Genomic DNA, 14864 nt, shown 5'->3' with positions numbered 1-14864 from the left:
TGAATCAGGCCAGTTGGATACATATGAGGGAAGCAGTGGGGATGTTCACTCACGGGCATAGCTGCTTTGCGTGCATCGATTGCGATGCGACGGACGACCGGATGATCCTGATGAAACGGAGTGCCGCATGAAGCCGGCCGTGTCGCTGCTCGTCCTCTCGGCCGCGATGGCCGGCGCTTTTCATGCCGCCGCGCTGTCGGCCGCGCCGATGCCGGCCGTGCCGGTCGTGCCAGTTGCGGCCGCGTCCGGCGCTGCGCCGGCGCCGGTGCTCGCGGCCGCGCCCGCGGCGGTCAGCGCGACCGCGGCCGGGCTGCCGGTGACGACGGTGCGCCTGCCGTTCGCGTCGCTCGGCGCGTTCGATCCGCTGCGCCTGCGCGGCGCCGACGACGCACGCACGATCAATGCGGGCGTGCGGCTCGACCGCGTGGTCACCGGCGCGCGGCTGCGCCTGACCTACGCGTATTCGCCGTCGCTGGTGTTCCCGATGTCGCACCTGAAGGTGTCGGTGAACGGCGAGGTCATCGCGACCGTCCCGTTCGACGCCGCGCAGGCGGGCCGCACGGTCACGCAAGAGATCGCGATCGATCCGCGCTACTTCTCGGATTTCAACCAGATCGGCCTGCGCCTGATCGCGCACTACACGCTCGACCATTGCGAGGATCCGTCGAACTCGGCGCTGTGGGCCGACGTGAGCCCGAAGAGCGAGCTGATCCTCGACGAATCGCCGGTCCGCCTGCCGAACGATCTCGCGCTGCTGCCCGCGCCGTTCTTCGACCGGCGCGACAACGGCCGCGTGCGGCTGCCGTTCGTGCTGCCGGCGTCGCCCGATTCGGCGACGCTGCGCAGCGCGGGCGTGCTCGCGTCGTGGTTCGGCGCGCTGGCCGACTACCGGCATGCGCGCTTCCCGGTATCGACCGGGCTGCCGGCCGACGACCAGGCGGTGGTGATCGGCACGGCCGCGACGCTGCCGGCCGGCCTCGCGCTGCCGTCGATCAACGGCCCGCTGCTCGCGGTGGCCGACAACCCGGCCGCGCCGGGGCGCAAGCTGCTCGTCGTCACGGGCCGCACGGCGGCCGAGGTCGACGATGCGGTCGCGACGCTCGTGCTGGGCCGCGCGGCGCTGTCGGGGCCGTCGGCGACGGTCGCGCACGTCGATCTCGGCGCGCCGCGCAAACCGTACGACGCGCCGCGCTGGCTGCCGGTGAACCGGCCGATCACGTTCCGCGAGCTCGTGTCCGATACGCGCGAGCTGGAAGTGCGCGGCACGTCGCCCGACGCCATTCGCCTGAACCTGCGCGTGCCGTCCGACCTGCATTCGTGGAACGGCGCGGGCGTGCCGATCACGCTGCGCTACCGCTACACGGCGCCGACGGTGCAGGACAACTCGACGCTTGCCGTCGAGATCAACGACCAGCTCGTGAAGTCGTACCGGCTCGGGCCGGCCCACGCCGAGGACGCGCACGGCCGCATGCAGCTGCCGTTGCTGTCGGTGCCGGAAGGGCGCGTGACGAGCGACGTCGACATCCCGGCATTCCGGGTCGGCAGCGGCAACCAGCTGCAGTTCCGCTTCACGCTCGACTCGCAGAAGACGGGCCTGTGCTCGAGCACGGCGACCGAGCCGCAGCGTGCGGCGATCGATCCCGATTCGACGATCGACTTCTCGCACTTCGTCCATTACGCGCAGTTGCCGAACCTCGCGTTCTTCGCGAACAGCGGCTTCCCGTTCACGCGCTTCGCCGACCTGTCGCAGACGGCCGTCGTGATGCCCGACCGGCCGTCGCCGCAGGAGCTCGAGGCCTACCTGACGATGCTCGGCCATATGGGCGAATGGACCGGCTTCCCGGCGCTGCGCGTGCAGGTCGCGCGGCCCGGCGACGTCGCCGCGCTGTCGGGCAGCAAGGATCTCCTCGTGATCGACGGCTCGCCCGCGTCGCCGCTGCTCGCGCACTGGCGCTCGGCGCTGCCGCTCGTGATCGGCGAGCAGGGCAGCGCGGGCGGCGAGGGCGCCGCGCGCATCGCCTTCTCGGTGAAGGAGCGCTGGCGCAACGGCGTCGGCCTGACCGAAGGCGGCGCGCACATCGAGCAGACGGGCTCGCTCGCGGCGCTTGCCGGGTTCGAGCTGCCGGGCAGCCGGGGGCGCAGTGTCGTCGCGCTGACGGCGACCGACCAGCCGCGCCTCGGCGATCTGCTCAACGTGTTCGAGAACGCCGGGCTCGTGTCGCAGCTGCAGGGCGACCTGGCGCTCGTGCGGCCGGGGCAGGTCGACAGCCTGCGCGTCGGCGAGCCTTACGTGGTCGGGTTCGTGCCGTGGTATGCGCGGGTGTGGACGCAGGCGGCGCGGCATCCGGTCGTGCTGGGCGCGGTCGGCGTCGTGGCGGGGCTGCTGCTCGCGCTCGGCGTGTTCAGCGTGCTGCAGAGAATCGCCGCGCGTCGACGGGGGATGTAACGGATGGCGCGGGCAATGGCGAAGCGACGGGCAACGCGGCCGGCGCGGCGCGTCGGCGCGGCCCTCGCGCTGGCGGTGGCGATGACGTGCGCGGCGGCCGGCATGGCCACGCGCGCGCAGGCCGCGGGAGCCGGTGCGGCCGACGCGGGCTGCAGTGCGTCGTGGCCGCGCTGGGACGCGTTCAAGCGCGATTTCATCTCGGCCGACGGCCGCGTGATCGACGTCGGCTCGGCCGATTCACGCACGGTATCGGAGGGGCAGGCGTATGGACTTTTCTTCGCGCTGGTCGCGAACGACCGGCGCATGTTCGACACGATCCTCGCATGGACCGAGAACAATCTCGCGCAGGGCGACCTGAGCGCGCACCTGCCCGCGTGGCTGTGGGGCCGCGCGCCCGACGGCGCGTGGCGCGTGCTCGACGCGAACGCGGCGTCGGACGCCGACCTGTGGATCGCGTATGCGCTCGTCGAGGCCGGGCGGCTGTGGCACGAACGCAGCTACACGGCGCGCGGCGCGCTGCTCGCGAAGCGCGTGCTCGATGTCGAGACGGCGACCGTGCCGGGCCTCGGCCTCACGCTGCTGCCCGGGCCGACTGGGTTCAAGCTCGCCGACGGCCAGTGGCGCGTGAACCCGAGCTATTCGCCGCCGCAGGTGATCCGTGCGCTCGGCGCGCGCCTGCCCGACGACAAGCGCTGGGCCGCGCTCGCCGCCAGCACCGGCCGCGTGCTGCTCGACACCGCACCGAAAGGCTTTTCGCCCGACTGGGCGCTGTATCGCGCGGGCACGGGTTTCGGGCCCGATCGCGACACGCAGGCGGAGAGCGCGTACAACGCGATCCGCGTGTATCTGTGGGCCGGCATGCTCGATCGCGCCGATCCGCTCGCCGCGCCGATGCTCGCGCGTTTTGCGCCGTTCGCCGACCATATCGCCGCGCATGGCGCGCCGCCGGAGAAGGTCGACACGACGACCGGCGTCGCCGGGCCGAACGACGGCAACGGCGGCTTCTCGGCGGCGGCCGTGCCGTTCCTGGACGCGCGCGGCCAGCGCGCGCTGGCCGATGCCCAGGCAGCGCGTGTCGATACGCTCGCGCGCCAGTCGCCGCCCGGTTACTACACGAGCGTGCTGACGCTGTTCGGGCTCGGCTGGCGCGACGGGCGCTACCGGTTCGGCGCGGACGGCACGCTCGACACCCGCTGGGGAGGCCGCTCGTGCGCCGCCCGCTGAAGCGCGCCGCGCCGCACGTCGCGGGATTCGCATGGCTCGCGTCGTCGGTGTGCGCGGCGGCACCGGGCACCGCCGCGCACGCGCCGCTGGCGAACCCCGCAGCGCCGGCGACTGCCGCGTCCGCCGACGCGCAGCGTCAGCTCGACACCGCGCGGATGTGGGGCGTCAAGCATCGCGACGACCTCGCGCGCGACGCGCTGCGCAAGGGGCTGCTGATCGCGCCGGGCGATCCCGAGCTGCTGGCTGAACAAGTGCGCGTGCTGCTGCGGCTCGGCGATGCGAAAGGCGCGCAGGCGTCGCTCGCGCGCCTGCAGGCGCAGTCGCCGAATGCGCCTGCCACGCGGCGGGTGGCTGACGAATATCGTGTCGCGACGAGCGGGCGCGGCGAGATGGCGCAGATTCGCCTGCTCGCGCGCAGCGGCCGCGCGGACGAAGCGGCCCGGCGGATCGTCGCGCTGTTTCCGAACGGCGCGCCGTCGGGTGCGCTCGGCGCCGAGTATTACCAGATCGTGTCGAATGCGCCGGGTGGACGCGAGCCGGCGATCGCCGCGCTGCGCCGCGCGGTCGCGGCCGATCCGCAGGACACGAGCGCGACGATGGCGCTCGCGCGGCTTTTGAACCAGCGCGCCGAGACGCGGCCGGAGGCGAACCGGATCGCCTGGGCGCTCGCGAAGCGCGCCGATGCCGACCATACGGAGGCGATGGCGCTGTGGCGGCGCGTGCTGCAGTCGGCCGGCAGCGATCCCGCGTATCTCGATGCACTGCATGCGTACCTCGTGCTCGTGCCGGACGATACCGAGTTCGTCGACCGCGTCGCGGAACTGGATCGCCAGCGCGACGCGCAGCGCCAGCTCGAACGCAATCCCGACTACATCGCGCAGCAGCGCGGCCTGCAGGCGCTCGCGCGCGGCGACCTGGCCGGCGCCGATCCGCTGCTCACGCGTGCCGCGCGGACGCGGGCGGACGACGCCGACGCGGTCGGCGGGCTCGGCCTGCTGCGCCTGCGCGAAGGGCGGCACGACGAAGCGCGCACGTTGTTCACGCGTGCCGCGACGCTGTCGACCGACCAGCGCGGCAAATGGCAGGGCCTCGCGCGCACCGCGCAGTTCTGGGGGCTGCTCGCGCAAGGCCGCGCGGCGGCGGCGGCAGGTCGTCCGCAGGACGAGGCGCGTGCCGCACGCGCGGCACTCGCGATGCAGCCGGACAGCCCGGACGCGAAGCTGCAGCTTGCCGACGCATTGCTCGCGCAGCGCGACTGGACGCGCGCGGAGCCGCTGCTGCGCGAGTTGCTGGCCGCACGTTCGCCGGACCTCGCGGCCGTGCGCGGCACGGCCACGCTGTACGAGAACACCGGCCGCGCGGACCAGATCGGCCCGCTGCTCGATGCGCTGCAAGGCCGCGTGACGGGCCGTGACGATCGACGCGCGCTCGACGGCCTGCGTGCCGACCTCCTCGCGAACCAGGCGCGCGCGCTGGCGGACAAGGGCGAACGCGGGCCCGCCGCGCAGCGTTACGAGGCGGCCGTGCGCGCGGCGCCCGACGCGCCGTGGACGCGCTTCGCGCTCGCGCGCCTCTATCGCGACATGGGGCTGCCGCAGCTCGGCCGCACGGTGATGGACGACGGGCTGGCGCAGAGCGCGACGCCCGAGATGCGCTACGCGAGCGCGCTGTACCGCAATTCGCTCGACGACGTCGCGGGCGCGCAGGCCGCGCTTGCGCCGGTCGACGACGCGCACCGTTCGGACGGGATGCGCGCGCTTGCGCGCAAGCTCGATGCGCAACGCGCGCTGGCCGACGCACGCGGCGCGCTCGCGCGCGGCGACCGCACGGCGTTTGCCGCGTCGCTCGCACAGGCGCGGGCGAGTGCGCCGGACGATCCCGACATGCTCGCTGCGATCGGTGCGCAATGGATCGACGCGGGCGAACCCGACCGCGGGCTCGCACCGTTGCACGACTGGATCGCCGCGCACCCGCGCGACGCCGACGCGGACGTGCGGCTGCGCTACGGCGACCTGCTCGGCAGCGCGGGGCGCGACGACGCGCTCGCCGCATGGCTCGACACGCTGCGCCGGGAACCGTCGCTGACGCCCGCACAGACGGCGAGGATCGAGGACCAGTCGCTGCGGCTCGTGCTGCGTCAGACGGACGACGCGATCGCGCAGCAGGATTACGCGCAGGCACGCAAGCTGCTCGATCGCGCGAGTCCGGCCGGCCGCGCGGACAAGCGTTATGCGCTCGAACTGGCCGATCTCGAACGCGCGCAAGGCCATTACGATGCGGCGCGCACCGCGCTTGCGCCGGCCGTCGCGCGCACGCCGGACGATGCGGATACGCAGCTCGCGCTGGCCCGCATCGACGAGGACAGCGGCAATCGGGCCGCGGCGCTTGCACGCGTGCAGGCGGTGCTGGCCCGCACGCCGGACGACGACGTCGACACGCAACTGTCGGCCGTGCGCCGCCTGAATGCGCTGCGCCGTCCGGACGAAGCCGGGCAGGTGACCGACCGGCTGCATGCCGCGTATCCGTCGCGCCCGGACGTGACGGTCGCGGCCGGCCGCGTGGCCGAGGCGCAGGGGCGCTATGACGATGCGGCGTCGCTGTACCGGTTGTCGCAGTCGCAGGAGCGCACGACGGGCGTGAGCCCGGGCCGTGACGGGCTGACGCCCGCGCAGGCCGCGTTCGCGGATCTCCAGCAGCGGCGCAATCCCGAGATCGAAACCGGCTGGACGCCCGCGTACAAGTCGGGCGACGAAGGCATCTCGTCGTATCGCGCGCAGCAGGTCCCGATCTACATGCAGATGCCGATCCGCTACGACGGGCACGTGTTCGCGCAGATCGACACCGTGCATCTCGACCCGGGCACGCTCGACACGAGCAACCCGAACGCGTATTCGCTCAGCACGTTCGGCAGCTACGCGGCGCTCAAGGCGCAGAACGCGCTGACCCCCGCATCGATCGCGAATCCGCCGGGTTCGCTGCACCAGACGGCCACCGGCGTCGCGCTCGGCGCCGGCTACCTGACGGACGCATGGCGCTTCGATCTCGGCACGTCGCCGCTCGGTTTCCCCGTGCATTACCTGGTCGGCGGCGTGCGCTATCGCTTCGACGCCGGTCCGGCCAGTTTCTCGGTGAATGCGTCGCGGCGGCCGGAAACGAGCAGCGTGCTGTCGTACTCGGGGATGCGCGACCCGTGGACGGGCGCGGTCTGGGGCGGCGTGCGCCGCGACGGCGTGACCCTGCGCGCGTCGGTCGACGTCGGCCGCACGAACCTGTTCGCGGAACTCGGCGCGGGCGTGCTGTCCGGCCGCAACGTCGAACGCAACGCGGAAGTCACGCTGCGCACCGGCTTCACGGTGCCCGTGTACGAGCGCGCGACGATGAAGCTCAGCACCGGGCTCGTCGGCAATGCATGGCACTACGCGGAGAACCTGCGCTACTACACGTACGGGCAGGGCGGCTACTACAGCCCGCAACGCTACCTGTCGCTCGGCGTGCCGATCGAATGGGCGGGGCGGCACGATGCGCTGTCGTGGGACCTGACCGTCACCGGCGGGATCTCGAACAGCTACGAGAAGGATTCGCTGTATTACCCGATGTCGTCGGACCAGCGGGCCGCGCAGGTGGCGGCCGGCTTCGTGTACACGGGCAGCTCGACGCGCGGCGTGTCGTTCTCGTACGGGATCAACGGGATCGTCGAGTACCGCGTGAACCCGCACCTGAGCGTGGGCGCGCAGTTGAAGGTCGACCGGTCGCACGACTACGCGCCGAGTTCGGCGCTCGTGTACCTGCGCTATGCGTTCGACGCGCGCGCACAACGCAGCTGGCTCGTCACGCCGACGCCGGTGCGGCTTTATTCGGATTACTAGGGGAACGCGCCGTGAATACGGAACTCGATGCCACCCGCTCCGCGCTCGGCGCCACCGGCCTGGTGGATCGCCTGCGCGCGCTGCTGCACGTGGGGCCGGCCGGCGGCCGCGCCGGCACGGTGAGCCGGCTCGCGATCGACGGCTTGCCCGATGCGTGGACGCAACTGGAAGCCGGCGGCCTGTACGCGATCTACGCGGCCGGCGGCACGCCGGCGTGCGACGCGCTCGTGTGGGAGAGCGCGCGACAGGCACGCACGCGCGACGTGACGGTGGTGCTCGCGCGCGACGCGGCGCACGTCGCCGACCAGATGCAGGCGCGCGGCTTCGCGGGCGGCGCGCAGCCGGCCGGCTGGCCGCGTAACCTGAACGTGCTGGCGATGCCGCCCGCGGCCGAGCCGGCCGACGGTGACCACACCGGCACTGGCACTGGCGCCGGCGCAACCGCGGACGCCCCGCGCCGCGCGCCACCGGGCCCGTTCGCACGGCTGACCGGCGGCCTGCGCGCGCTGAAGCGCTACGGCTTTCGCGCGCGCTCGCTGTATTTCGTCGAAGGCGCGCAGCGCTGGTTCAGCTGGGACGACCCGATCGCGCTCGCCGACGAGGCGCACGCACTCGCCGACTGGTGCCGCATGCGCCGGATCGCGCTGGTGCTGCTGCTCGATCCCGAAGCGACCCGTGCGGGCGGCGCCGTGCGCACCGACGATGCGCCGCTCGTGCGCGATGCGGATCGCACGCCGCGCAGCGGTTTCCACGGTATCTGCTCGGGCGTCGCGCAGTTGCAGCGCACGCACGGCGAGCTGCTGTGGGTCGTCGATTTCTGGCGGGCGGGCGACACGCTCGCGGCTGGCGAGGTGCGGCCGCTGCGCTTTGCGCCGGGCGGCCGGCTGTCGGCGCACGTCGACGGCGGCGCGACCGAGCCCGCGCACCGGATGAAGCTCGCGAGCGACGAGGATCGCGTCGTCGTCAGCCGCGCGGTGCTCGAAGGCACGAACCGCGTGCCGGACGGCTGGGAGATCGTCGAGGACAACGCGGCCGTCGTCGCCGCCTGCGCGCATGCGCAGGCCGCCACCGCGGTGCTCGTGTTCCGCTCGCATGCGCAGCTCGAAGCGTTGTGCGCGGACGTGCACGCGCTGCGCCGCCAGTGCGGCGGTGCGCTGAAGATCGCGGTCGTCGAGCGCGGCGAAGTGCTGCGCCAGCAGTTCGAGATGCTCGTGCTGAGCGTCGGCGCGAGCCGCGTCGTCGCGCGCGACCTGCCGGTCTCGCGGATGCAGGCCGCCGTGCACGCGTTGCGCGGCCAGCTCTATGCGCGGCCCGTCGCGGCCGACTATCGCGCGGCGCTCGCGGCCGCGCTCGGCGATTCGGTGCTCGGCTACCTGCCGGTCGGCGCGTTCTGCCTGCGGATTCGCGCGGTGCTCGATCGCGGCGCCGTGCTCGCGCTGCCGCACACGCTCGCGAAGATCACGCTGCTGCCGGGCGTGTCGCACGTCGACGCGCTGCGCCATTGCAAGCCGCGCCGCGCGGGCGACGTCGTGACGGCCGATGCCGCGCACCTGTACGTGTTCCTGTTCGCGTGCGAACCGGCCGATGCGGAGGACGCGCTCGCGCGCATCTTCGACGTGCCGGTCGACACGCTGTCCGATCGCGTCGTATGCCTCGGCCACGGCAGCATCGACACCGAGCTCAATGCGCTGAAGGCGGAGAACCGGCGCGCGCCGATCGCCGACTACAGTGACCTGTTCGCGGCCACACCGCCGGCGGGCGCGACGCGCCAACCGTCCGTTCGCACCGACCCCGGCGCGGCGTTGCCCGACGCGAGCGAAGTGAGCGGCGCGATCGACGCAATCGATACGATCGTCGCGCTCGAGGCGATTGGTGCGACACCGGCGGCCGCGGCTGTCGGTGCCTCGGCGCCGGAGCCCGTCATTCCCGCCGCGCGCAAGCGCAGCGCCGTCCGCAGCGCGATGCCGCTGCGCAAGGAGGGAGTCGCATGATTGCTGAAATCGTCATCGGTTTCATCGTCGGCATCGTGATCGCGGTGCCGGTGTGGATCGTCGCGCAGCACCTCGGCATCGGCCGCGGTTTTCATGCGCCGCGCGGTATCGACCGGCGCGATGCGGTGCCGTGCGAACTCGTGCCCGTCGCGCTGCGCGGGCGGCTGCTGCCCGATGCGGCGCGCGGCGAGCATAGCGGCGAGGCGGCCCGATGAGGACGATCGCCATTGCGTCGACGACGGGCGGCGCGGGCCGCACGACGCTCACGGCCGCGCTCGCGGTGCTGCTCGCGCGTCGCGGCCGGCCGGTCGTCGCCGTCGAATTCGATGCACAGAACCTGATGGGCGCGACGCTCGGCCTCGATTCGCTGGCCGAGCATGGCCTCGCGCAGAGCCTGCTCGGCGGCGGCGAGCCATGGCATGCCCATACGTGGCGTAACGCCGACGGCGTGCTGTTCGTCCCGTACGGGCAGGTCGACGCGGCCGGCGCCGCCGCGTGCGATGCGCGGCTCGCGGCCGATCCCGCGTGGCTGTCGCGCGCGCTCGACGAGATTGCGCTGCCGGCCGACGGCGTCGTGCTGATCGACACCGCGCGCTATCCGTCGACGCAGACCGAGCAGGCGATTCGCTGCGCGGACCTGACGCTCGTCGTCGTGCCGCCCGAGCCGACCGCGTGCGCGACGACGGCCGCGCGGCTCGGTGCGCTGCGGGCCGGCGGCGGCGAACTGCAGATCGTCGTGAACCGGCTGAATCCGGCGCGCGACATGCAGCGCGACGCGCTCGGCATGCTGCGCGCGGTCGCGGGGCCGGCGTCGATGCTCGAGCAGCGCATCCACGTCGATGCGGCCGTGCCCGAAGCGCTCGCGCGCGGCAGCTGGATCTTCGACGATGCGCCGTATTCGCAGGCGTCGCACGACCTGAACGGCGTCGCGAACTGGGTCGATACGTGGCTGGCGGCGGGCGCCGCCGGTCGCCGCGGAGCGGCGCGATGAACGCGGGCTTCGCGCTGCGCCTGCGTGCGCTCGGCCGTCGTGCGGCCGACTGGCTCGCACGCGGCATCGGTTTGCCGGCGCAGCGCACGCGGGTCGACTGGATCGTGCGGCTGCTCTTCCACGCGCCGCCGCCGGGCCGGCCCGATCACGTGCGCCGCTGGGTGCGCGTCGCGTCCCTTCGGCTCGCGCAGGAGTGGGGCGTGCTGCAGCCGCTCAGCCCGCGCGAATGGCTGTGGCGCGCGATCGTGCGGGCGCCGCGTGCGGCGGACAGCCGGCCCGCGCGCGATCCGCTCGCGTGGTTCGACAAGTATGTCGTGCCCGTCTATCTGGCCGGGCGCGCGGTCGGCCGGCGCATCGACGCGCTGCTCGCGCGCCTGCCGTGGGTGCGCTGGGGCGGCTGGCTCGATGCGCGCGCGAACGGCGTCGGCCGACACCGCTGGCTCGCGCCGCTGCTGCTGGTGGCCGGCGCGCTGCTGTGGGCCGCGGCCGGGATGTCGCCGCTGATGCCGGGCGCGCAGTTCGCGTTCTTCGCGATCGTCGCGGTGCTGGCGCTCGCGCTGCGCCGCCTGCCGGGCCATCTGCCGACGCTCGCGCTCGCGTCGCTCGCCCTGCTCGCGACGGTGCGCTACATGTGGTGGCGCACCACGCAGACGCTCGATTTCCGCAGCCCGATCGAGGCCGTCGCCGGCTATCTGCTGTACGGCGCGGAAGCCTACACGTGGATGATCCTGCTGCTCGGCTTCGTGCAGACCGCCTGGCCGCTCGACCGGCCGATCGTGCCGCTGCCCGACGATCCCGACACCTGGCCGACCGTCGACATCTACATCCCGACCTACAACGAGCCGCTGTCGGTCGTGAAACCGACCGTCTTCGCCGCGCAGAGCATCGACTGGCCGACGGCCAAGCTGCGCGTGTATCTGCTCGACGACGGCAAGCGCCCCGAATTCGAGGCGTTCGCGCGCGAGGCCGGCATCGACTACGTGACGCGCGACGACAACCGCCACGCGAAGGCCGGCAACATCAACCGCGCGCTGCCGAAGACGCACGGCGAATACATCGCGATCTTCGATTGCGATCACGTGCCGACGCGCTCGTTCTTGCAGACGACGATGGGCGTGTTCCTGCGCGACCCGAAGTGCGCGCTCGTGCAGACGCCGCACCATTTCTTCTCGCCCGATCCGTTCGAGCGCAACCTCGGCACGTTCCGCGAGATCCCGAACGAGGGCAACCTGTTCTACGGCCTCGTGCAGTCGGGCAATGACCTGTGGAACGCGACGTTCTTCTGCGGCTCGTGCGCGGTGCTCAAGCGCAGCGCGCTGGAAGAGGTGGGCGGCGTCGCGGTCGAGACCGTGACCGAGGATGCGCACACGGCGCTCAAGCTGCACCGGCGCGGCTATACGTCGGCATACCTGCCGACCGTGCAGGCGGCCGGCCTCGCGACCGAAAGCCTCGCGGGCCACGTGAAGCAGCGCACGCGCTGGGCGCGCGGGATGGCGCAGATCTTCCGCATCGACAACCCGTTCCTCGGGCGCGGGCTCGGCCTCATCCAGCGGATCTGCTACGGCAACGCGATGCTGCACTTCTTCTACGGGATTCCGCGGCTGGTGTTCCTGACGATCCCGCTCGCGTACCTGTTCTTCCACCTGTACTTCATCAACGCGTCGGCGCTCGCGCTCGCGAGCTACGTGATCCCGTATCTCGTGCTCGCGAACGTCGCGAACTCGCGGATGCAGGGGCGCTACCGCCATTCGTTCTGGGCCGAGGTCTACGAATCGGTGCTTGCGTGGTACATCGCGCTGCCGACCACCGTCGCGTTCTTCAGCCCGAAGCACGGCAAGTTCAACGTGACCGACAAGGGCGGCAAGATCGACGAAGGCTACGTCGACTGGTCGACGTCGAAGCCGTATCTGGTGCTGTTCGGGATGAACGTGCTCGCGATCCTCGCCGGCCTGTGGCGGCTCGTGGCCGACCAGGGCGACGAGGCGTCGACGATCCTGATCACGCTCGGCTGGACCGTGTACAACCTCGCGATGCTCGGCGCGGCGCTGGCCGTGGCGCGCGAGACCAAGCAGGTGCGCGTCACGCACCGGATCGCGATGCGCGTGCCGGCGATGCTGCTGCTCGCCGACGGCTCGACCGCCGCGTGCTTCACGAGCGACTACTCGACCGGCGGCCTCGGCCTCGAAGCGGTGCCGGGGCTCTCGCTTGCCGTCGGCGACACGCTGACGGTGTGCGTGACGCGCGGCGACCGGCCGTTCCCGTTCCCGGTGCGCGTGAGCCGCGTGACGCCGACCCATGTCGGCGTGAGCTTCGACGAACTCACGCTCGAACAGGAGCGCCAGCTCGTGCAATGCACGTTCGGCCGCGCGGACGCGTGGCTCGACTGGCACGAAGGGCAGCGGGTCGACACGCCGCTCGGCGGGCTGAAGGAAGTGTTGCGGATCGGCCTGGACGGCAACGTACGGATGTGGAAGGGTGCGGCGCGCGGCCTGCTGGCCATGCTGGCGCCGAAACTCGATCGGGCGCGCGACTGACGCGGCGCTCATCATGGAGTGGGTTAGATGACGTTCTGGAATCTGTATTTCATCCTGAAGTTCGCGCTGTTCGCGACCGGGCACCTGCAGCCGTTCTGGCTCGCGAACCTCGCGTTCGCGGTGGCGCTCGCGGCGAGCGCGCCGATCCGGCGACGCGCGTGGCGCATCGTCCGGCAGGTCGCGGCGATCGCGATCGCGGTGCCGCTGCTCGCGCGCGAGATGCATGCGCCGCCGCTCGCCCGTCTCGTCGAGGCCGCGCGTGAAGTGAGCACGTTCAATTTCGACTACTGGATGGAGCTGCTGCCGCGCCTGCTGCCGCCGGTGCTGCTGCTGACGGTGGCCGGTGCGCTGATCGTCTACTTCATCGTCAATCGCTGGCTGCGCGTCGCGACGTTCGTGCTGGCCGTGCTGGTCGTGATGCCGCTGTGGCAGGCCGGCACCGGGCTGATGGCGCGCGTCGTCGCACCGCTTCCGCAGCAGGCGAGCGCGACGGGCACGACGCTCGCCGGCCAGCCGGAGGATCACAACGCCGCGCTCGCGACGTTTCGCACGCAGGAATCGCAGCGGCAGGTCGCGTTCGGCCACCTCGGCAACGATCCATCCGCGCAGTTCGACGTGATCGTGCTGCACATCTGCTCGCTGTCGTGGGACGACCTCGATGCCGCGAAGGTACGCAACCACCCGATGCTGAGTCACTTCGACTACCTGTTCAATAACTTCAGCACGGCCGCGAGCTACAGCGGCCCGGCCGCGATCCGCGTGCTGCGCGCGAGCTGCGGGCAGGAGGCTCACGCCGATCTGTACAAGCCGGCGCCGCAGCAGTGCTACCTGTTCTCGCAACTGGCGAGCGCGGGCTACAAGGTGCAGTCGCTGCTGAACCACGACGGCCACTTCGACAACTTCCTGCAGGTGATCCACGACAACATCGGCGTGCCCGACGCGCCGCCCGTGTCGAACGCGGCCGCGCCGGTCGCGATGCACGCGTTCGACGGCTCGGAGATCAAGAGCGACTACGCGACGCTCGCGAACTGGTACGCGCAGCGCGCGTCGGTGCCGGGCCCGGTCGCGCTGTACTACAACACGATCAGCCTGCACGACGGCAACCGCGTCGTCGGCAGTGCGCTGACGAGCATCGACTCGTATCCGCAGCGCGTGACGAAGCTGATGGACGACTTCGATCACCTGGCCGACCTGATCGCGCAATCGGGCCGCCGCGCGGTGATCGTGTTCGTGCCCGAGCACGGCGCCGCGCTGCGCGGCGACAAGTACCAGGTCGCGGGCCTGCGCGAGATCCCGACGCCGCGCATCGTGCACGGGCCGGTCGGCGTGCGGCTCGTCGGCTTTACCGGCAACCACGGCGCGACGACCGTGATCGACCAGCCGACCAGCTTCCTCGCGCTCGCGCAACTGCTGTCGAACCTCGTGTCGAACAGCCCGTTCAAGCCGGGCACGACGCTCGCACAGTACGCGGCCGACCTGCCGCGCACGCGGATGGTGGGCGAGAACGAGGGCACGGTGACGATGCAGACGGCCGCGGGCTACGCGGTGAAAACTCCGGATGGCGTATGGATCGACGAACAGTAATGCTCCCCGCCGACAGCGACGATGCGCGCCTGTCGCAACCGAACGACGTGCTCGGCCTCGCGCGGCATCTGCCCGCGCTCGATCCCGAGCGTTACGTCGACGAGCAGGCGCGCCGCGCGTTCATCGAGTCGCTCGACCGGTGGCCGACGCTCGCGAAGCTGATGGGGTTGAAGCGGTAAACGCACGACGGCCGGCATGTGTGCCGGCCGTTGCGTTGCGTGCCTGCGG

Annotated in this window: 9 protein-coding genes; all 9 read left to right on the top strand. The window is 72.1% G+C overall.

What is annotated here, in order from left to right:
- The first annotated feature begins 127 nt into the window (after positions 1-127).
- From bcsB to LGM89_RS15770, 9 genes are read left to right on the top strand one after another with little or no spacing between them, the layout of a single operon-like run.
- A complete protein-coding gene (gene bcsB / locus LGM89_RS15810) occupies positions 128-2446 on the top strand; it encodes a cellulose biosynthesis cyclic di-GMP-binding regulatory protein BcsB (RefSeq protein ID WP_226273377.1) in 2319 nt (772 codons plus the stop codon).
- Positions 2447-2449: 3 nt separating this feature from the next.
- Positions 2450-3670: a cellulose synthase complex periplasmic endoglucanase BcsZ gene (bcsZ, locus tag LGM89_RS15805; RefSeq protein WP_226273376.1), complete on the top strand. Its 1221-nt coding sequence runs from the start codon at positions 2450-2452 to the stop codon at positions 3668-3670.
- Complete coding sequence (locus LGM89_RS15800) at positions 3655-7536, top strand: cellulose synthase subunit BcsC-related outer membrane protein (RefSeq protein ID WP_226273375.1); 3882 nt, start codon at positions 3655-3657, stop codon at positions 7534-7536. Before bcsZ ends, LGM89_RS15800 begins: the two co-directional genes overlap by 16 nt.
- A gap of 11 nt (positions 7537-7547) precedes the next feature.
- Complete coding sequence (gene bcsE / locus LGM89_RS15795; protein WP_226273374.1) at positions 7548-9527, top strand: cellulose biosynthesis protein BcsE; 1980 nt, start codon at positions 7548-7550, stop codon at positions 9525-9527.
- The gene (locus LGM89_RS15790; protein ID WP_089439809.1) at positions 9524-9742 is read left to right on the top strand and encodes a hypothetical protein; all 219 of its coding nucleotides are present in this window, start codon (positions 9524-9526) and stop codon (positions 9740-9742) included. The genes bcsE and LGM89_RS15790 overlap by 4 nt, the downstream gene beginning before the upstream one ends.
- Positions 9739-10518, top strand: coding sequence for a cellulose biosynthesis protein BcsQ (bcsQ, locus tag LGM89_RS15785; protein ID WP_089494632.1), 780 nt, complete (start codon positions 9739-9741; stop codon positions 10516-10518). The genes LGM89_RS15790 and bcsQ overlap by 4 nt, the downstream gene beginning before the upstream one ends.
- Entirely contained in the window at positions 10515-13052 is a 2538-nt protein-coding gene (gene bcsA, locus LGM89_RS15780; protein ID WP_089495276.1) for a UDP-forming cellulose synthase catalytic subunit, read from the top strand. Before bcsQ ends, bcsA begins: the two co-directional genes overlap by 4 nt.
- A 27-nt stretch (positions 13053-13079) precedes the next feature.
- Positions 13080-14636, top strand: coding sequence for a cellulose biosynthesis protein BcsG (gene bcsG / locus LGM89_RS15775; protein ID WP_226273373.1), 1557 nt, complete (start codon positions 13080-13082; stop codon positions 14634-14636).
- Positions 14618-14815 (top strand): hypothetical protein, encoded by a 198-nt coding sequence (locus tag LGM89_RS15770; RefSeq protein ID WP_089456034.1) that lies wholly within the window; start codon positions 14618-14620, stop codon positions 14813-14815. Before bcsG ends, LGM89_RS15770 begins: the two co-directional genes overlap by 19 nt.
- The last annotated feature ends 49 nt before the right edge of the window (positions 14816-14864 follow it).

It is taken from the genome of Burkholderia sp. AU31624, from assembly GCF_020420065.1.
GTDB lineage: Bacteria > Pseudomonadota > Gammaproteobacteria > Burkholderiales > Burkholderiaceae > Burkholderia.
Note: the sequence above shows the minus strand (reverse complement) of the source record. Positions and strands in the feature narration are given on the sequence as shown.